Origin of the sequence: Halapricum desulfuricans (assembly GCF_017094525.1) — an archaeon.
GTDB classification, from domain to species: domain Archaea; phylum Halobacteriota; class Halobacteria; order Halobacteriales; family Haloarculaceae; genus Halapricum; species Halapricum desulfuricans.
The window spans coordinates 93653-112884 of the sequence record NZ_CP064788.1 but is presented as its reverse complement, the minus strand read 5'-3'; the positions used below and the strand labels follow the sequence as shown (position 1 = coordinate 112884).

The window sequence follows — 19232 nt, the reverse complement described above, 5'->3', positions numbered from 1 at the left end:
GAGATGGGAGACAGCGAGTCAGACGCACTCGTCAAATACGGGATCGAGGATCGGCCCCCGCTGAGACGGTCGATCCTGCTCGGGGTTCAGCACTACCTGACGATGATCGGGGCGAACATCGCCGTTCCGCTCATCCTGATCAGCTTCTTGGGCGAAGGGATGCCCGCGTCGGCGCAGGCGAAGTTCATCGGCACGTTCTTCGTCGTCAGCGGGGTGGCGACGCTGGCCCAGACCACGTTCGGCAACCGCTATCCGATCGTGCAGGGCGCGCCGTTCTCGATGCTCGCTCCGGCGGTGGCGATTCTCGCTGCCGCGCCGTTGCTCGAGGGAATGGTGGGCTGGGAATCCAGACTTCTGTTCCTGCAGGGGGCGATCATCACGGCCGGTGCGGCCGAAATCGTCATCGGCTATTTCGGCCTCGTCGGCAAGATCAGGGAGTACCTCTCGCCGGTCGTCGTCGCGCCGGTCGTGGCGCTGATCGGCCTGTCGCTGTTCTCGACGGGCGACGTCACCGCCGCGACGAACAACTGGTATCTCCTCGGACTGACGCTGCTTTTCATCGTCGTCTTCTCGCAATACCTCGATCGGGTCTCGCGGGTGTTCTCCCTCTATCCTGTCCTGCTCGGGATCGCGGGCGCGTGGCTCGTCGCGGCCGTCGGCTCGGCGACAGGCGTTATCCCTGCAGGAGACCCCGCCGCGATCGACTTCGGCGAACTGAGCACCGAGACGCTCGTGTACGTCCCTTACCCGCTGCAGTGGGGGCTGCCGCGGTTCGAACTCTCCTTCGCGATCGGTATGTTCGCGGGCGTGCTCGCCTCGATCATCGAGTCGTTCGCCGACTATCACGCTGTCTCTCGGATCTCCGGCGTCGGTGCGCCCTCGAAGCGCCGGATCAACCACGGCATCGGCATGGAGGGCATCGCCAACGTCTTCGCCGGGCTGATGGGCACGGGCGGGTCGACGTCGTACTCGGAAAACATCGGTGCGATCGGGCTCACCGGCGTCGCGTCGCGGTTCGTCGTCCAGATCGGCGCGGTCGCCATGTTGATCGTCGGCGTGATCCCGTTTTTCGGTCGGGTCATCGCCACGATCCCCGGCCCGATCGTCGGCGGGCTCTACATCGCCATGTTCGGCCAGATCGTCGCCGTCGGGCTCTCGAACCTGAAGTACGTCGATCTGGACTCCTCGCGGAACCTCTTCATCATCGGGATCGCGCTGTTTGCCGGGATGGCTGTCCCGACGTACTTCGGCAACCTCGACGCCGCCGCGGGCTCGATGGACGCTGTCGACAGCGGATACGAGCTCTTCCGACAGGGAGTCGGCGGCGTGCCGCTGCTCGGCGGGATCCTCGAGACCGAACTCGTCTCCCGGACGGTGTACATCGTCGGCGGCGTCGAGATGGCCGTCGGCGGCATCATCGCGTTCGTGCTCGACAACACGGTCCCCGGCACGCGCGATGAGCGTGGACTGACTGACTGGGAGCGCCTCTCCGAGGGCGAGGACGCCTTCGACTCGGCGCTCGACCGCGCCCGGGACCGCTGGTCCAGCGACTCGCCGCCGATGTCCGGCGACGACTGATCGTATCCGTCGTGTTCCGCGTCGACCACCTCGTCGGGCGGTCGGGAAGAAATCCATACTGGTGGCGATACCGTTTCGAACTGATCTGGCACGCCGTCGTACCGGATATCGTTACGAACGGATAGCCACCAGTATCACTCCGGCTGCTGTTTTTCGAGCAGTTCCAGACGCGTGTAATGCTCGTCGATGAGATGTCCGAGCACGCGCTGTTCGATGTGTTCGACGTCGGGGAGGTCGGCGTCGTCGAGATAGTCTTCCCGGATGCCCACGTGCTCGACGTCGCCGAAGACGACCTGCGTACCCTCGATCTCCATGGTCTCGCGGACCGAACACTCGAGCCAGGCCGGACAGCCGACGACGCGCCTGGGTTCGACGACCTCGCTGTCGGTGTGGTCGATGTCGGCCGTCTCGAACTCCGAGTCGTCGACGTCAGCAGCGCTGTCGTTCATCTCGTCGAGCAGCCCGGCCGTGAAGACGTTGTAGACGAACTCGCCGGTGTCGATGGCGTTGCGTGCGGTATCTTTCATCTCCCCGTTCTGGTGGTCTGCTGCGGTGAACACGAGGACCGGCGGGTCGACGCTGGCCGGCGTGACGAAACTGTACGGCGCGACGTTGTCCTGGCCGTCCTCGCTCACGGTCGAAATCCAGCCGACCGGACGCGGCGTGACCAGCCGTCCGAGCGTCACGAACAGCTCGTAGCCGCCGAAGTCGTCCGGTTCGAGCTCGACCACGGGATGATCGTTGCCGAGACCCTGCTGTGAGTCCATATCTTCGGTATACATCCCAATACTGGAAAGAGTTTGGCCCCGATATCCGGGGATATTTTGTCCGATTGCTGATATCTTCACGGTCGATCGTTGCATTTGCGCGGGAGCGTGGCTCGGAGAAAACGGTTTAGGCCCGTCTGGCGAACAGGCGGACATGGTTCGGCGTGTCACGGTGCTTGCAGGGTTGCTGGTCGTGTTAGGGGCGCTGTCGACGGTCATCCTCGGGGCCGTGTTCGGGACGATTTTCTTCGCGATCACTGTCGCGTACGTGCTCTATCCGGTGCGCAAGCGGCTCATGAAACGAGGCCTGGGACGGCGAACGGCGGCCGCGGCGAGCACCGGCCTGGCGTTCGTCGCGGTCGCGCTGGTCATTTTGCCGGTCGGGATCGTCCTGTACGTGCGGCAAGATCAACTGTTCTCGTTGCTGCAGACGGTCCCCGAAGAGGTGACGGTTCAGGCACTGGGGATGACCTACACGCTCACGCTCGGCGAGATCAGCACCCAGGCGACCGAGGTCGGTGAGTCGCTGGCGCTGTCGATCGCCAGTTCGACGCCGGCGCTGGGGTTCAAGTTCTTCCTGTTCGTGTTGCTGGTGTACGCGCTGCTGGTCCGGCCCGACGACGTCGCACAGGCGCTACTGCGTCCGATACCTAGGGAGTATCACGACATCGTGTTCGCACTGCACGAGCGGCTCCGTGCGACGCTGTACGCGATCTACGTGTTACAGGCCGCGACCGCGTTCGGAACCTTCCTCGTCGCGTTCGTCCTGTTCTGGGCGCTCGACTACGAGGCGGCGTTCTCGCTCGCGGTCGTCAGCGGAATCCTCCAGTTCATCCCGATCATCGGACCCAGCGTGCTCGTACTTGCGATCGCCGGGTTTGAACTCGCCATCGGGAACACGGCCGGTGCGATCGTGGTCGCGGTGCTCGGACTCGTGTTGATTGGGTTCCTCCCCGACGCACTCATCCGGCCGCAACTGGCCTCGCTCACGGCGAAGATGCCCGGCAGCCTCTACTTCATCGGCTTCGTCGGCGGCATCCTCTCGATCGGCGTCGTCGGCGTCATCGCCGGGCCCGTCGTGGTGGGACTGCTCGCTGAAGTCGGGATACTGCTGGCCGACGAACGCTATCCGCACCTGGCGACCGACTGATAGTGACTCCTCTAACGGTTCATCAGTGCGACCGAGCGCCGAAGACGACATGGTCGAACTGCTGCCGCGGCTGGCCTGCAGTCGCGAGTGTCGGTATAATGACGAAAACCCCCCACACAGCCGTTGCTGTGTGAGGGTTGGATATGAATGGGAGGCGGCGAACCGGGTTTCCCAGAGGCTCGCGCACTCCAGTACTCGCCGGAACGCAGGCGGGCTTATCTGCCGTGTTCGGGATGGGTACGGGAGTCGCCCCGCCGCTGTGGCCGCCTTAACGCCGACCGACGGAATCGAACCGTCGTCATGCCAATCGTCGGTGGTGGACACCGCGTGTACGTGCGATCCAGATTGCGCCTGGACTCGTTTCAGGATCGTGGTCGATCAAAGTACGGAGCGACAAGCGCTCCGATGGCTTCGATCAACCACTCCGAGTCACAGTGCGTATGAATGGTGGCTTCGGTCGATTAGTGCTCGCGGGCTGAACGTCTCGTTGCCTCGACGCGCACACCCCGAGTCTATCGATCTCGTCTTCTACGAGTGACCTCAGCGGTACCTCTTTTCCAGGTGGGTTTCGAGCTTAGATGCGTTCAGCTCTTACCCCGTGTCGCGTGGCTGCCCGGCGACTGCCCTCTCGGACAACCGGTACACCAGTGGCGACCACCCGTAGTTCCTCTCGTACTATACGGGCGTTCCCGTCAGGTACCATGACACCCCCAATAGATAGCAGCCGACCTGTCTCACGACGGTCTAAACCCAGCTCACGACCTCCTTTAATAGGCGAACAACCTCACCCTTGCCCGCTTCTGCACGGGCAGGATGGAGGGAACCGACATCGAGGTAGCAAGCCACTCGGTCGATATGTGCTCTTGCGAGTGACGACTCTGTTATCCCTAAGGTAGCTTTTCTGTCATTCATTGCCCGCATCGAGCGGGCTAATGAGTTCGCTAGACCACGCTTTCACGTCAGCGTTCCTCGTTGGGAAGAACACTGTCAAACCATCTTATGCTCTTGCGCTCTTCTCCGGGTCTCCGACCCGGATGAGATGGTCTTCGGGCGCGCTCGATATCTTTTCGAGCGCGTACCGCCCCAGTCAAACTGCCCGGCTACCGGTGTCCTCCGCCAGGAGTGAGGGTCACAGTCACTGACGGGTAGTGTTTCATGGGTGACTCGGCGACGTGCTAGCGCACGCACCTGTGTAACGTCTCCTACCTACCCTGCACATCAGCGACCGTGTCCCAGCGACAGCCTGCAGTAAAGCTCTATAGGGTCTTCGCTTCCCCTTGGGGGTCTCCAGACTCCGCACTGGAATGTACAGTTCACCGGGCCCAGCGTTGGGACAGTGAGGCTCTGGTTAATCCATTCATGCAAGCCGCTACTGAAGCGGCAAGGTACTACGCTACCTTAAGAGGGTCATAGTTACCCCCGCCGTTGACGGGTCCTTCGTCCTATTGTACTAGGTGTTCAGATACCCGCACTGGGCAGGATTCAGTGACCGTACGAGTCCTTTCGGATTTGCGGTCACCTATGTTGTTACTAGACAGTCCGAGCCTCCAAGTCACTGCGACCTGCCTCTTCCCGAGGCAGGCACCCCTTATCGCGAACTTACGGGGCTAAATTGCCGAATTCCCTAACGCCGGTTGCTCCCGACAGGCCTGGGCTTTCTCCGCCAGGGCACCTGTGTCGGTGCTGGGTACGGACACCATACTCGCCTTTTCACGGGCCCCAGGTTGAACCGAGTTTCCCTATCTCGCCGTTCGCCCGCTTCGTGCCGTTACGGCTTCCACGAGCTTGGACGATTCGGCCGGGCGAAAGCCCGGCTCGGTCTACCCCGAGGCGTCGGCTTTGAGTGTATGGTGGCACTGGAATATTAACCAGTTTCCCGTTCGATCCGCTCGAATTACGACGGATCTTAGGACCGGCTAACCCTCGGCTGACGAACAGTGCCGAGGAACCCTTGCCCTTTCGGCCGTCAGGATTCGCACCCGACTTTCGCTGCTACTATGGCCAGGATTTTCGTCACCGATCGGTCCACACGAGCTCTCGCCCGCGCTTCCACCCAATCGGAGCGCCAACCTACGCAATCGCCCTGTGACGGACGTGGTTTGGTCTCGGTGGTGGATTTGAGTCCCGATCATTTTGGGCGCCTCAAACCTCGGCCGGTAAGCTGTTACGCTTTTCTTAGAGGGTAGCTGCTTCTAAGCTCACCTCCCGGCTGTCTAGGGCTTGAGACCACCTTCAGAGGATTACACTTAATCCACACTTGGGGACCTTAACCAAACGCTGGGTTGTTCCCCTTATGGTACACAGGCTTACCCCGCGCACCGGACTCCCCGCGTCGACGGCGTCCGTAGGTTCGGAGTTTGACAGCCGAGCCGACCTCTCTCGAGGGCGGACACGGCAATCGGTCGCTCTACCCCACGGACTACCTCAGCGGAGGTCATGCTTCGACATGTTTCGGTTGGAACCAGCTGTTGCCGGACTCGATGGGCCTTTCACCCCTACTCCAAGGTCACGCGAGGGTATTGTAGGACACCAACGCTAACAGGCTTCCACGTACCTTTCGGCACGCTTCACCTTGCCCAGGAGTAGATCGTCCGGATTCGGGTCGTGTCCGTCTGGCTCCCCGCCCTTGAAGACGGCGGCCCTGGCAATGCTGCGGCCATGTTGGTTTCCCTGTGCCTCCCCCGATACTCGGGTTAGACTCGCCAAACAGACACACTCCCTGGCTCGTTTTTCAAAACGTACGACGGAACATCGGCTTCCCGCGAATCTTACTGCGGGCTCGCACCCGGGTCATTCTTCGCGGGACCTTGTATGCCCCGTCGCTCCATCGCCAACTGATTTCAAGCCCTATTGCACCTCCCTTCTGAGGGTGCTTTTCAGCGTTCGCTCACGCTACTTGTTCGCTATCGGTCTCGGAGAGTATTTAGTCTTGGCAGACGATGCCTGCCAAATTCACGAGGGATTTCCAACCCCCGCTACTCAGGAACTGACGCACGGCGTACTTGACTTCGATACGGGGCTGTCACCCTGTATCGCGCTCCGTTCCAGGAGACTTCTCGAAGACGTTCGGCCGCTGCATGTCAGCCCAAAACACCACATATCCCGAAGGATTCGGTTTGGACTGTGTCGCGTTCACTCGCGGTTACTGACGACATCGCGTTCGCTTTCTCTTCCTGCCGGTACTGAGATGTTTCAGTTCCCGGCGTTCCCCATTGCGCGAAGCAATTGCGGTGAGGAGTTCCCATTCGGAAATCCCGAGTTCTTCGCCTCCGTGCGGCTCCCTCGGGCTTATCGCAGCTTGGCACGTCCTTCATCGGCTTCCGAGCCGAGCTATCCACCAGCTGGCATAGTAGCCAACGTGTGTGCAACTCGAATGAGTTGCGATGTGCGCAACTGCAAAGCAGTTGCGACGGTGTGTAGTCGAATCAACGACTACAACGTTTGCAACTGCAGGACAGTTGCAACGTCACTGTAACTCGATGAAACGAGTCCAGTGGACGCCTGGATCGCACGTACACGCGGTGTCATCTACACGCCCGGGGTGAGCGGTGCGTGCATCAACCCTTCCCACCCGCGCTTGCCGCGGGGTGGTGCATCGGTCGTTCGTACCCGATTCGAGCGCCGTCACCCACTTAAGGGGAGCGGTTCGGATCGAGCACGAGAGATGGACCCACTGGGATTTGAACCCAGGGCCTCCGCCTTGCAAAGGCGGCGCTCTGCCGCTGAGCTATGGGCCCGGCGAATGTTAGCCCTGGCAGTTCGTAGGTGCCCGATCGGGCTGTCGCGAACGGACTCGAGGTGGGCTGGGACGTCGTCCCAGTCCCGATCGTTAGGAGGTGATCCAGCCGCAGATTCCCCTACGGCTACCTTGTTACGACTTAAGCCCCCTTGCGGAGCCCAGATTTGACCATCGCATGATGGCCTCATCCGGACCCCACTCGGGTGCTTTGACGGGCGGTGTGTGCAAGGAGCAGGGACGTATTCACCGCGCGCTTCTGACACGCGATTACTACCGAATCCAGCTTCATGAGGGCGAGTTTCAGCCCTCAATCCGAACTACGACCGGGTTTAGGGGATTAGCGCTTCCTCTCGGAATGGCATCCCACTGTCCCGGCCATTGTAGCCCGCGTGTCGCCCGGCACATTCGGGGCATACTGACCTACCGTTGCCCGTTCCTTCCTCCGCTTTGGCAGCGGCAGTCCCCCTAGTGTACCCAGCCATCGCGAGATGCTGCTGGCAACTAAGGGTGCGGGTCTCGCTCGTTGCCTGACTTAACAGGACGCCTCACGGTACGAGCTGACGGCGGCCATGCACCTCCTCTCAGTGGCTCCAGTAAGCGCATCAAACTGACCTTCACTGCACACTGTCGGTGCCGGTGAGATGTCCGGCGTTGAGTCCAATTAAACCGCAGGCTCCTCCGGTTGTAGTGCTCCCCCGCCAATTCCTTTAAGTTTCATCCTTGCAGACGTACTTCCCAGGCGGTCCGCTTCACGGCTTCCCTACGGCACAGCGCAGGCTCGTAGCCTGCGACACACCTAGCGGACATCGTTTACAGCTGGGACTACCCGGGTATCTAATCCGGTTCGAGACCCCAGCTTTCGTCCCTCACTGTCGGATCCGTCTTCCCGAGGCGCTTTCGCCACCGGTGGTCCGTCCAGGATTACGGGATTTCACTCCTACCCCGGACGTACCCCTCGGGTCTTCCGGTCCCAAGCCGGACAGTTTCCGCTGGACGCCGACGCGTTAGGCACGTCGATTTCCCAACGGACTTGTCCGGCCAGCTACGGACGCTTTAGGCCCAATAAAATCGGCCATCACTCGTGCTGCCGGTATTACCGCGGCGGCTGGCACCGGTCTTGCCCAGCACTTGTTCCTGTACCTCCCTACGGTACAGAAAAGCGAGGACTATATGCCCTCGCACTCGGAGTCCCCTTATCGCACTGTCGTGCAGTGTAAAGGTTTCGCGCCTGCTGCGCCCCGTAGGGCCCGGTATCTTGTCTCAGATACCGTCTCCGGGCTCTTGCTCTCACAACCCGTACCGATTATCGGCACGGTGGGCCGTTACCCCACCGTCTACCTAATCGGCCGCAGCCACATCCTATGGCGCCGGAGCGTTTCCAGCTCTCTGCACTCCAGCACGAGAGCTGTATCCGGAATTAGCCTCAGTTTCCCGAGGTTATTCCGGTCCATAGGGTAGTTTGGCCACGTGTTACTGAGCTTTCCGCCACGGGTCTAAACCCGTGCGACTAGCATGGCTAAATCGGACTCCGATAGCAATGGCCTCCGGCAGGATCAACCGGAATGTTCCTGGCCACAAGGGCCAGGGGGTTAGGCGGGAAACACACCCGGATGGGTGTGTTGCTATCGCATTGAGTCACGTTCGACGACACCCCGATCGGGTGTCACCGAACTACCAGGGCTAACATCAGATCCCATCTGTACGGCGGACCGCAGGGGTGGAATCCTCATTTCCTCCGGACCCGAATGTTACCTGGGAAGGGTCTTAAGCCCTTCGAACCGGGCGTGTTCGAGGTCCGATGTGGCCGGACGTCGGCGATTCCGACCTGGCCACGTTCGCATCACATCCGAACGCCCTGTTGTACTTAAGGGCGTCGGATCGTCCCGGCCCGGCGGAAGCCGGACCGGAGATGCTCCGTCCGAACGCCCGGAGCGTTCCGGGCTCGGACGATCGGTGACCAGGCGGGAACCGTCCGCCCTGCGCCACTGTGCACTCGGTTCGAGGAGGGGGATTTACTTAAACGCGTCGAACCAGGGCCGCCACGTCATGCGATTACACGGGACCAACTGCATGAAAGACCGCATTGTTATCGGGCCGCACGAAACTGGCCGTCGGAAATCCGTTCCGGCCCGACTACGCTGGGAGTCGTCTCGATAAATCGTACAGTGATGTGACCTGCAGCGTCGCCAGCTGCGAGAGCAACACGTTGAGGAGAGTGCTGTTATCGCGCCTGCACAGGCGCACGGACGAAAAGGAAAACGTCGAATCAGATCTCGTCGAGATGTTCGACGCCTTGCTTCGAGACGTTCCCCTTCGTGATTTCGTCGGGCATCCAGTCGGGCTTGTCATCGGGCGCCCCCTCTCGCCAGGCCCATCCGTCATAGATGTGGATTTTCTTCGTGCCCTTCTCGCGGAGTCGAAGTTCCGTGGGCTGGGCTGCATCTTCACTGGGAGCGGGATCGAGTCGCCGGGCGGCCTTCAGCGCGGCCTGGCGAGGGGTGCTCCCTGAAAAGACGCTGGATTCTGTCCCGTCCGATTCCCGGAGTGCGAAGTTTCGCTTGTCTTGGTCGGGTGCCATGGTTTGACCACTCCGTGTGGTATCTGCACATGATTCATTATAAATATACCCCCCAAAATCGCGTCCCGTCGGCCAGTTCATTTATAAGAGAGGATGGTGCAGTGGCGAAAACTGCCGGGAAACCGTCCGAATGGGGGACGGTGTACGTCTCACGCGCGCCCGGGTTCGACGGCCGAAATGGGATAGCCAGCGGTGCGAAGTCGGGCACGGTAGACTTAAGTATGTCCTGTGGCGATGGAACAGACAAGATAGCGCGATGGTGCGAAAGAAGAAGCTCAGCCCGAGTGGTGCCAAAGACGAGGACGGGGAGTATCACAACGTCCACATCAACCTCCACGAGGACGAGCTCGCCGTCGCGGGCATGGAGATCGGCGACGAGGTGTTCGTCAGGGTGCGGGACAACAAGATCATCATCCAGAAGGCCGATCAGGACGACGTCGAGCACGAGTTCTGACGGATGAGCCTCTACGAGCGCCTCCGGCCGCTGTTGTTCCGGCTCCCGCCCGAAACCGCCCACTCGATTGCGCATACGGGAATGGCGATGGCCGAGCGAACGCCACTGCCCGGAGTGCTACAGCGAGGGTTCGCGGTCGAGGACGAACGGTTGCAGGTCGAGGCGTTCGGCCAGCAGTTCCCGAACCCGGTCGGTGTGGCAGCCGGCTTCGACAAAAACGGACAGGTGCCGAAGACGTTGCACGGCCTGGGGTTCGGGCACGTCGAGGTCGGCGGCGTGACCCCCGAGCCGCAGTCGGGCAATTCCCGTCCACGGGTGTTCCGGCTGGTCGAGGACGAGGGGTTGATCAACCGGATGGGACTGAACAACGAGGGTGCCGACGTCGTCGGCCGACGGCTCCGATCGACGGACGCGGGGTTCCCCCTCGGCGTGAACCTCGCGAAAAACGAGACGACGCCCCCCGAAGACGCGCCATCCGATTACCGGGACACCTACGAACGGGTCGCCGAAGGCGGGGACTTCTTCGTCGTGAACGTCTCCTGTCCCAACTCGGAGGGGTTCCGGGACCTCCAGAACCGGGAAACCCTGGAAGGGATCCTGGGTGAACTCCGGGACGCGGGAGCGAACCCTCTGCTGGTGAAGCTCTCGCCGGACCTGCCCGAGCCCGCACTGGAGGAGACGATCGAACTCGTCGAGGCGTACGATCTGGAGGGCGTAATTGCGACGAACACTTCCACGGAGCGACCGGAGACGCTCGAGGGCCCGAGTCGCGCCGAAGAGGGAGGACTCTCGGGCAAGCCGATTGAGGAGACCGCGACGGAGACGGTCCGATTCGTCGCCCGGCGGACGGACGTGCCGGTGATCGGGGTCGGCGGCGTGTTCACCGCCGCGGACGCCTACCGGAAGATCCGCGCGGGTGCGAGCATGGTCCAGCTATACACGGCCTTTGTTTTCCGTGGGCCGACCGTCGCCCGGGATATCAACCGTGGGCTGGCGACGCTGCTGGAGCGCGACGGCTTCGACAGCGTCGAGGACGCCGTCGGCGTCGACCTGGAGGAGTAACGGCGACGGGAAACACGCGGTGACACTCCGGAAGCGGTACTGTTAGGACGTTGTCGAACCCACACTCGAGTGATGGGACGGGTTCGCACGTGGCTGGTTCACAATCGGGAGCGACTGGCCGTCTGGGTGGTCGTGATCGCCCTGCTGGTCGTCGCGGGGTTGCTGCTGTATTTCGGGACGCCGTTTCACGGCAGTGACGCGAGCGTCCAGTCCGTCCAGAACGACGATCGGATCGATCTTCAGCGAGTCGATGGCGGCTACGTCATGCAGCCCGCGGGCGGCGGATCGACCACAGGGCTCGTGTTCTATCCCGGCGCGCGCGTCCACCCGGACGCGTATCTGGCCTCGCTGTCACCGCTAGTCACGGACGCCGAGGTCACGGTCGTCATCGTAAAGGTGCCGCTGAATCTCGCGGTCGTCGATCAGAACGCCGCCTCGGACGTGATCGGGTCACACGGCGTCGAGCAGTGGTACGTCGGCGGTCATTCGCTGGGCGGGGCGATGGCCTGCCGATACGCGGGCGCGAACCGCGAGCGCGTCGCCGGCGTCGTCCTGCTGGGGTCCTACTGTGACCGATCGATCGCCGGAACCGACCTGCGGGTGCTGAGCGTCACGGGCGACGCGGATACGGTCCTCGACCGAAGCGCCTACGAACGGAACAGGGCGAATCTGCCGGCCGACGCCACGGTCGTCGAACTGTCGGGCGTGAATCACACGCAGTTCGGGAGTTACACCGGCCAGCGTGGCGACCGGCCATCGGGGACGTCCTACGAGCTCGCCCACAGACGACTGGCGAACGTGACGGTGCCGTGGTTCGAGAAGGGGAGCGAATCGGCGCCGGGTCCGGATCACGGCGTAAGCCGGGAGACCGACAGCCACTCGATCGTCTCGCCGGCGAGCGCGAACACCATTCGCTTGCGGACGCCGTGAGCCAGCCGGACGTCGAGCGCGAGGTCCCGCGGAGCGAAGGCGTGATCGGCCGGGAGGACGCGAACGAGCAGCTCGGAGTGGCCGAGTTCCTCGACGTGCTCGATGTCGGCATAGGTCCGGAAGTCGGCACCGAACTTGTAGCCGGTCTTGGGCACTACGTTCCGGTCGCGAAGCGCACGGTAGACCGCCAGCCGTCGGTCGAAGCGCTCTCCCTCGACTGTCCGGCCGCGCTCGACGATCTCGTCTGCCGGAAGCGCCAGCACGCCACGGCGAGCGAGCGCGGCGGCTTCGAGCAGCGACAGTTGCAGTGGCCCGCCGTCGTCCAGCGGCTGTCCGTAGAAGCCGCGCTCGTACAGGACCGCCGGCGGCTCCCAGACGAACACGCGGTCGTCGAGCAGTTCGGCCGGGACCCCGCGCGGGAGGTCAGCGTCGGTCGTTCCTCGAACGTCGGGACGGCCGGTTTCGAGATACGCGATCGAGGACTCCTCGTCGACGACGGCGAGGACCGTCTCCCCGAGCGTGCGGGCCGACAGCGCAGTCCGCTCGCTAATCGCCCGAATACGGTGGGCGATCTCGTCGTCCCACGGGCCCTTGCCCCGGGGATAGACGAGGAAGTCGGCGTTCGGCTCGTCGGTCGGTGAGAGGTAGAAGCCGCGATCGCGCAGGTCCTTGTAGACGAGCACGTCGATCTCCGAGACGACGTCCGAGGATAGCAGCGCTCGGAAGTCCAGCCGGTCACCCGAACCGGCGTCCCGGACCGTCTCGACGTCGCCGCGATAGAGGAGGTGCGCGGCTTCGACGGGAGCCAGTTCCAGATCGCCGTCGACGACGCGCCCGTACCCGCGAGCGTCGTGAAACCGCTCGCGTGCCTGCCGACCGCCGCGAACGGTCGATCCGTCGAGCGTGAGTTCCATACGTACTCCTGCCCGCTCGCGCGCAAAGAGGCTACGGTCTATCGACCGACGAAAGGCGTCGGTCGAAGTGATCTACGACCCGCCCGCCGGTTCGAGTTCGGCAGCCGAACAGGTCGCGTCCAGACAGCGCCGCCCGCCGTCAGTTTCGAACAGCGGGAGCCCGCAGGCGCACTCGCCGACGACCGTTCCGGACGGGAACGCGAAGCCGGTGTCGCAGTCGGGATAGTTCTCACAGCCGGCGAGCAGCCCGCCCCGCCGCAGGATGCGGAGGTCGCCACCGCAGTTCGGGCAGGTCCACTCGCGGTCGAACGCGCGCTTGACTGTCGCGTCCAGCGACTCGCACTCCCGGTCGATACAGACCTCGAAGACGTGGCCGCGCTCGACGCGCATCAGGGGGAGCCCACACTCACAGCGCTCGTCGAGGACGGTCGCGTCCCCGGGCAGTCCGAACTGGACCGAGCAGCCGGTACAGGAGACGCCGTCGGACGTCCGCACGAGCGTTCCAGAACACTCGGGACAGTCCCCGACCGGTCGTCCGGCGGCGCTCGTGGGATGGCGACCGCGGGCGAACTCCTCGTGGACCTCGACCCGGAGGCGCTGGTTGCCGTCGCGAGCCTCGATCCGGTCGCCCTCGACGGCGACGGATTCCGCGCGGGTGAGCCACGCGACCGGCTGGTACCCGTCGGCGTCGTGGACCAGTACTGTGTTGTCGGGCTTGACCAGAACGATCATCCGGCCGCGCTGTTCGTGGGCGCGAACCCGGTTGCCGTCGAACGTACTCGTACACTCCCCGGCTCTGACCGCGATCGAATCGTGCATACCGCCGAGTGGTGCCGACTTCGGATTTAAACGCTCGGGGAATCGCCACCGCTTTCCCCGGCTGTCACCCACGGACGGCTATGCCCGCAGTGCTGTTCGACATGGACGGCGTCGTGATCGACTCCGAGCGATACTGGCCCGAACTCGAGTCCGAGCGACTCTTCCCCGAGGTTGTGCCGGGACAGGACGTCGACCCCGAGGAAGTCATGGGAATGAACTACCGGGAGATCTACGACTACCTCGCGGAGAACTACGAGGTCGCCGTCGACCGCGATCGACACGTCGAGCTGTTCGACGAACTCGCAAGAGAGATCTACGGCGAGCGCGCGAGTCTCATGGACGGGTTCGACGATCTGCTGTCTGATCTGCAGGCACGCGGGATCGCCGTCGGTCTGGTGACCTCGTCACCGCCGGCGTGGATCGATGTCGTGCTCGAGCGATTCGGCCTGACCGGGCGCTTCGACGCGGTCGTCAGCGCCGAGAACGTCCCAAGCGGCAAGCCCGAACCGGACGTCTACCGGCGAGCGCTACAGGAGCTCGATGCGGAACCCGACGTGGCCGTCGCCGTCGAGGACTCGACGACGGGCGCGAACGCGGCGAACGCAGCCGGGATCCGGTGTCTCGGATACGCCGGTGTCCACGACGGGATCGACCCGGAGGTCGTCGACGCCGTCGTGTCCGGTCCCGAACGGTTGCGCACAGCGCTGTTCGAGCAGTTCGAGTAGCGGGTGGCTTCGATCGGCCGAGTCCGCGGTGTCACCGACCGTATTCGCGGCCGAGAAGCAGCGAGAGGACGTGCACGACGAGGAGAACGAGGAACGCGTCCATCGTCGCGCCGTCGAGGCCGGTGAACAGGAGGGGCAGATACACGAACGGCAGGACGACGGCTGTCCAGAAGCCGACGAACCGGACCGTCGGGACGATCGTTGCTCGGACGACGGCCAGCCCGAATCCGGGCGACTCGAGGCGACTTTCGGTAGTCGATGCGTTTGACATCGCGGGGACACCCATCCTGGCATACGCACTATCCCCACATATAGGGGTCCGATCGTTAGCGCCATTTTACGCGAGTAAAATCGGCCGTTTCAGGCGGCCTCAGTGGTATGGAACTGTCTAACACTGTCGGAAGAGGAGATGAGACCAGCCTAGACGTTTTATACTTTGATCTAAGGGCGTATCGTTGCGACTGCCGATAGTTCCTGTCGGCCGCCCGGTACACGCCCCGTCGGAAATCAGCCCCGCCGTCAGCAGCCAGTCGAGCCGTCGCTGCGTCCATTCGCCTGGTGTGGCGTGCCCATCGGACTTGCTTCGCGGTCGTCCTCGCACCCTCGAGTAGGTGCCGACCCGTCTGCTGGCCGATCGTCTTCGACGTTGTCAGCAGTCCCGATCGTCGTTAAAAGAGCAACAACGGTTAGTGATACCGCTCAGTGTTCGCCAGTGGCAGTCCCAAATGTTCGGCGACTTCATCGCAGGGCTGGTCTTCGTGGCCGCACTGCCTCGGTGGTTCCGTCACGGCCATGAAAACGCCACCCCAATCCAGTTCTTCGACGTAATATGCCGGTGCTGAAAGAACGCGCTCCCGGCCGATTGCTTCGACTGTCTCCTCTCGGAAGACATTGTACTCGTACAGCGGTGGCTTGGTCCTCGTCGCAAGGTCTTCGATTGTCTCATCCTCGCCGATAGCGAGGCCACCGCGGCGGCCGAAGCCCCACGTCGGTTCGAGAATGTCTGCGGCTTGAGCAAGTACTTCGACGAATTCTTGACGACGCTGTTCGACTCTATTACGATGTTCTTCGTCTTCAGTGTCTTCTAACCCATAAATCCATGTTGTGAATTCTAAGAAGTGAGGAGATTCAGAGAGGAGTCCAACCCCTCCCTGATTAGAGACTACAGTCAACTCGTCGTGAGCCAATGGGACACTAATCGACCAATTTGGATATGTTGAGATGACTTGGATTACATCATCATATTTACCGAAATCATATACTTCGTTAACACCCTGGTTTTCATCCCGATAGCTCATGCTGAATTCGTCTGTACTATACTCTGGCCCAGGGTATGTCGGGAACTCTTCGAAAAGAGATTCGTATGAAGATAGGGAAGGCTCTTCATCGAAGATATAGACGATTTCTATTCTATCGTAGTCTTCCATTGTATCACCCAAGATTCATCCGCCAATAACTGTTCTAGATCCATCTTCAACAACGATCCTGATATCGACGTTTGCTTGATTCCATTTTGCGTTTGTTGCTACTGTCTCTTCCCATTGGTTGATTTGTGTTCTTATGAGGTTCTTGTCTCCGACTTGATTGGCACGGATTTCTAGCGTATTTCCGTCAATATGGACGTCCTCGTGCACCCTCATCGTTCTGAGTTTCTTCCGGAGTTCATTACTGATTCCTTCTTCCGTATATCCGAACGATCCTTTCGATTCGACAATTTTCCCGGATTCAACCTGAATGTCTAACTCCCCAACTCTCTCTTTTCCATCATAGACTTCGAGACTCATCCGCTCGATATTTTCTGCACCGATGTCGTCGGCCCGTCGTACCTCGTCAAGCGCACCGCGAACGTTCCCGGAGCCACCTGCTTGCATAAAGTCATCGACTGGGCCGTTGTTCAGCCCGTCGATACCCTCCAGATTGTCGGTATGCTTTGCGAAGTTCTCGATCTGCGTCAGGTCAGCATTACCTTGGTCATATTGTCGAGCGAAGGCGCTCCGCAGTTCGCGGGCGCGGTCGATATCCATATCGAGGACTGTTCGTAGCGTCGAATCGTCCAGTTCGTCGACCAGTTTGACCCCAGCACCGTCCGTGTCGTAAACCAACAGCTTCGCCCGGCGGTTCGCAGGCCCGTCCAACTCGTCGATCTTCCGAACCGCGTCGTCGATCTGGTCGAAGGAGTCGATCGCCTCACTGTCGGCCGCCCGGGCAATTCCGATCCGGAAGCCGTTGTCAACCCCGCCGTCGGCAGCTACCCGGCGGGCTGGCCCGTCGCTTTTCGCCAGGACTTCCACCGCGGCGGTATCTGTCTGCCGCACGAGGTCCCTGAAGGCACGCCGTCGGCTGGCAATACCTTTTTCTAGCGTAAAATTATCGCCGAAATATCCTCATTTATTGGTTTTCAGAACTGATCGTTCAGTTTCTCCTTCAATGTTGTCAACAACGGTTCGACGTGGTCCGTACCGGCCTCCGGGTCGTACTGCTGGACGACATCCAGGTACGTCTCGGCTGCTGAAGAGATCTCCTCAGCGAGTTGTCGCGTGGGGGCAACTGCTTCGGGTTCGTGGAGTTTCGGGGATCGTTTTCCTCGATAGTCCGGATCTTCCACTGCTCGCTCGCTGTAGCAGAATGCAAGGTTTACCCGCTCCTCGTCGATCGGCTCGAAGACGAGATACATCGCATCTATATAATAATCGAGTACATACCCTTCCTCGTTGAGGATAGCCAATCCAGCTTCTATAAGTCCAATTACAAAGGCCTCGATAAACTCTCGCGTATATGAGCCAGGACCCCCAACTACGTACGTATCCCCAATCTGAACTCGGGCGCCGACAGCAGGATCATTAGATCCCGTTTCGAATGACTCGTGAGCCTCCTCATCGAAGTTAAATTCAATTGTCGTTTCGGTCATGTCCATTCACCAATTGCAAATAGCCATTTTTCCACGGCACCCCCAGACTTCGGGAACGCGGTCTTGATTGTCCCATCCTTCTGGACAATTACCTTCACTCGTTTGATATCATATCCCGTCTGAAGAAAATCAACAATTTGCTACGCGGGATCGAACTACGCTATCTCGATATCAATTAAGTCAGTTCTAGCTGCCGAAACCGCGAACTTCCCATTCGGGAGACCATTTCTCCCCTTGATCAATTCCCGTATCGAATCGTTTAGATCGATAATCACACATCCGTCTCCGATGTCCAACTGTAGAATCTCTCGATCTGTGTCGAATTCCGGGACCGTCCCCATAAACCGGTAACTCCATTTTGATAGTGGGTCCGCAAGTTCCATGATATCCGGATCGGAGATCTGCTCTATAGAGATCTCCCTTTCAGGGTTGATCAAAAGTTTGACATTACAAATTTGTCCGATCATATCTTCGGTCACTTGCAGTGGTGAACCCGAATCTAATACTCTGATATATTCAACGCTTAGGTTCTCAGTTGTCGGACGGAGACTAACGGTCTGGTCGTACACTCGACCCTGATATTCGGCCTCGGAGTCGATTCCAAGGATCTCTACCTCAAGTGTGCATTCTCGACCCATGGTCTATTTTTCGAACCAACTTGGCGTTCCTGGTCTAGCCGTCACAACGTATCCGTTGCCACCCACTAAAACCATCACTTTCGAGTCGCTACCAACATTCATGATGTAGACGGTTCCCTCATCAGGGTCAGGATAGGCTTTTCCCTCCTTTATAGTTCGGTAAACCAAGTGTTGTATGTCGTCTCGAGTCGAAATCCCTGGCAGATCGTAGAACTGATTTTCGTGACGTTGCAAGATATGTTTCCAGCCAGCTTGAGAATTCCCGTCTTCTAGCCACCGGACCCTACTCTTTTGATCTTTTAGAGTGAATCTGGTATCACTGAGATCTGAGTTCTTTCGAACGGCCGTCAGTAGATCATCGGCGCCAACCTCTGAATCGATCATTGGATCGCTGTCGCGCTGATCGAGTATCTGGGAGAACCGACCCAGATCAGCTCCGTCCATGTCGCCACTGTCCAGCAGATCGGTGATTTCATCGAGGTGCCGACTCTCGACGGTCCCGGCGTCGAATTGTCGAGAGAGTCTCGCCAGCGTGTCTCGCGATTCGACACTCTGGAATAGCGTTCGAAGGTCGGCCCTGTCCATGTCGTCGACCAACTTGACACCGGGCCCGTCGGTCTCGTAAACCAACAACTTCGCCCGGCGGTTCGCAGGCCCGTCCAACTCGTCGATCTTCCGAACCGCGTCGTCGATCTGGTCGAAGGAGTCGATCGCCTCACTGTCGGCCGCCCGGTACACGCCCCGTCGGAAATCAGCCCCGCCGTCAGCAGCCAGTCGAGCCGTCGCTGCGTCCATCCGCCTGGTGTGGCGTGCCCATCGAACTTGCTTCGCGGTCGTCCTCGCACCCTCGAGCAGGTGCCGACCCGTCTGCTGGCCAATCGTCTTCGTCGCGGCTAACCCCCGCGAGAGTTGATAGCCCGTGTATCTGACCGGCGCTTTCGCCGTGTCGGCAGTCTTGGCCGCATACTTG

The 19232-nt window shown here is 60.9% G+C and carries 16 protein-coding genes, 1 tRNA gene and 3 rRNA genes; 6 read left to right on the top strand and 14 right to left on the bottom strand.

What is annotated here, in order from left to right; all coding sequences use genetic code 11:
* Positions 1-3 precede the first annotated feature (3 nt).
* A complete protein-coding gene (locus HSR122_RS00535) occupies positions 4-1578 on the top strand; it encodes a uracil-xanthine permease family protein (RefSeq protein WP_229110710.1) in 1575 nt (524 codons plus the stop codon).
* Between the two features lie 134 nt (positions 1579-1712).
* Here the strand turns inward: HSR122_RS00535 and HSR122_RS00530 are convergent, their stop codons facing one another.
* Positions 1713-2345 carry a flavin reductase family protein gene (locus HSR122_RS00530; RefSeq protein ID WP_229110709.1) on the bottom strand — a complete coding sequence of 211 codons (633 nt, stop codon included), beginning with the start codon at positions 2343-2345 and terminating at the stop codon, positions 1713-1715.
* A gap of 154 nt (positions 2346-2499) precedes the next feature.
* On the opposite strand from HSR122_RS00530, the gene HSR122_RS00525 reads away from it, so the two are divergent.
* Entirely contained in the window at positions 2500-3495 is a 996-nt protein-coding gene (locus HSR122_RS00525) for an AI-2E family transporter (protein ID WP_229110708.1), read from the top strand.
* A 149-nt stretch (positions 3496-3644) separates the two neighbouring features.
* Here HSR122_RS00525 and rrf read toward each other — a convergent pair.
* From rrf to HSR122_RS00500, 5 genes are all read right to left on the bottom strand, one after another.
* Positions 3645-3766 (bottom strand): 5S ribosomal RNA (gene rrf, locus HSR122_RS00520).
* 170 nt (positions 3767-3936) lie between these two features.
* A 23S ribosomal RNA gene (locus HSR122_RS00515) occupies positions 3937-6858 on the bottom strand.
* A gap of 302 nt (positions 6859-7160) precedes the next feature.
* A tRNA-Ala gene (locus HSR122_RS00510) sits at positions 7161-7232 on the bottom strand.
* Positions 7233-7326: 94 nt separating this feature from the next.
* Positions 7327-8798: ribosomal RNA gene (locus HSR122_RS00505) — 16S ribosomal RNA — on the bottom strand.
* The 16S, 23S and 5S rRNA genes sit together here with 1 tRNA gene alongside, the layout of an rRNA operon.
* 702 nt (positions 8799-9500) lie before the next feature.
* Positions 9501-9812 (bottom strand): non-histone chromosomal MC1 family protein, encoded by a 312-nt coding sequence (locus tag HSR122_RS00500; RefSeq protein WP_229110707.1) that lies wholly within the window; start codon positions 9810-9812, stop codon positions 9501-9503.
* 256 nt (positions 9813-10068) lie between these two features.
* On the opposite strand from HSR122_RS00500, the gene HSR122_RS00495 reads away from it, so the two are divergent.
* The 3 genes from HSR122_RS00495 to HSR122_RS00485 all read left to right on the top strand — a co-directional run bounded on the left by HSR122_RS00495 (position 10069) and on the right by HSR122_RS00485 (position 12258).
* Positions 10069-10266 (top strand): hypothetical protein, encoded by a 198-nt coding sequence (locus tag HSR122_RS00495; RefSeq protein ID WP_229110706.1) that lies wholly within the window; start codon positions 10069-10071, stop codon positions 10264-10266.
* A gap of 3 nt (positions 10267-10269) precedes the next feature.
* On the top strand, positions 10270-11328 hold the full coding sequence (locus HSR122_RS00490) for a quinone-dependent dihydroorotate dehydrogenase (RefSeq protein WP_229110705.1): 1059 nt from the start codon (positions 10270-10272) through the stop codon (positions 11326-11328).
* A 72-nt stretch (positions 11329-11400) separates the two neighbouring features.
* Positions 11401-12258: an alpha/beta fold hydrolase gene (locus HSR122_RS00485; protein WP_229110704.1), complete on the top strand. Its 858-nt coding sequence runs from the start codon at positions 11401-11403 to the stop codon at positions 12256-12258.
* On the opposite strand, the gene endA is transcribed toward HSR122_RS00485, so the two are convergent.
* Positions 12177-13172: a tRNA-intron lyase gene (gene endA / locus HSR122_RS00480; RefSeq protein ID WP_229110703.1), complete on the bottom strand. Its 996-nt coding sequence runs from the start codon at positions 13170-13172 to the stop codon at positions 12177-12179. The two genes, HSR122_RS00485 and endA, sit on opposite strands and share 82 nt — an antisense overlap.
* Positions 13173-13244: 72 nt before the next feature.
* Positions 13245-13991, bottom strand: a complete 747-nt coding sequence (locus HSR122_RS00475; RefSeq protein WP_229110702.1) for a topoisomerase DNA-binding C4 zinc finger domain-containing protein — start codon at positions 13989-13991, stop codon at positions 13245-13247.
* Between the two features lie 80 nt (positions 13992-14071).
* On the opposite strand from HSR122_RS00475, the gene HSR122_RS00470 reads away from it, so the two are divergent.
* A complete protein-coding gene (locus tag HSR122_RS00470) occupies positions 14072-14716 on the top strand; it encodes an HAD family hydrolase (RefSeq protein WP_229110701.1) in 645 nt (214 codons plus the stop codon).
* Between the two features lie 31 nt (positions 14717-14747).
* Here the strand turns inward: HSR122_RS00470 and HSR122_RS00465 are convergent, their stop codons facing one another.
* The 6 genes from HSR122_RS00465 to HSR122_RS00440 form a co-directional block, all read right to left on the bottom strand.
* On the bottom strand, positions 14748-14987 hold the full coding sequence (locus HSR122_RS00465) for a hypothetical protein (protein ID WP_229110700.1): 240 nt from the start codon (positions 14985-14987) through the stop codon (positions 14748-14750).
* Between the two features lie 415 nt (positions 14988-15402).
* Entirely contained in the window at positions 15403-16143 is a 741-nt protein-coding gene (locus HSR122_RS00460) for a hypothetical protein (protein ID WP_229110699.1), read from the bottom strand.
* Positions 16144-16158: 15 nt separating this feature from the next.
* Positions 16159-17031: a hypothetical protein gene (locus HSR122_RS00455; protein ID WP_229110698.1), complete on the bottom strand. Its 873-nt coding sequence runs from the start codon at positions 17029-17031 to the stop codon at positions 16159-16161.
* A gap of 83 nt (positions 17032-17114) precedes the next feature.
* Positions 17115-17624: a hypothetical protein gene (locus tag HSR122_RS00450; protein WP_229110697.1), complete on the bottom strand. Its 510-nt coding sequence runs from the start codon at positions 17622-17624 to the stop codon at positions 17115-17117.
* Between the two features lie 155 nt (positions 17625-17779).
* Complete coding sequence (locus tag HSR122_RS00445; RefSeq protein WP_229110696.1) at positions 17780-18262, bottom strand: hypothetical protein; 483 nt, start codon at positions 18260-18262, stop codon at positions 17780-17782.
* A gap of 3 nt (positions 18263-18265) precedes the next feature.
* On the bottom strand, positions 18266-19057 hold the full coding sequence (locus HSR122_RS00440) for a hypothetical protein (protein ID WP_229110695.1): 792 nt from the start codon (positions 19055-19057) through the stop codon (positions 18266-18268).
* Positions 19058-19232: the final 175 nt, after the last annotated feature.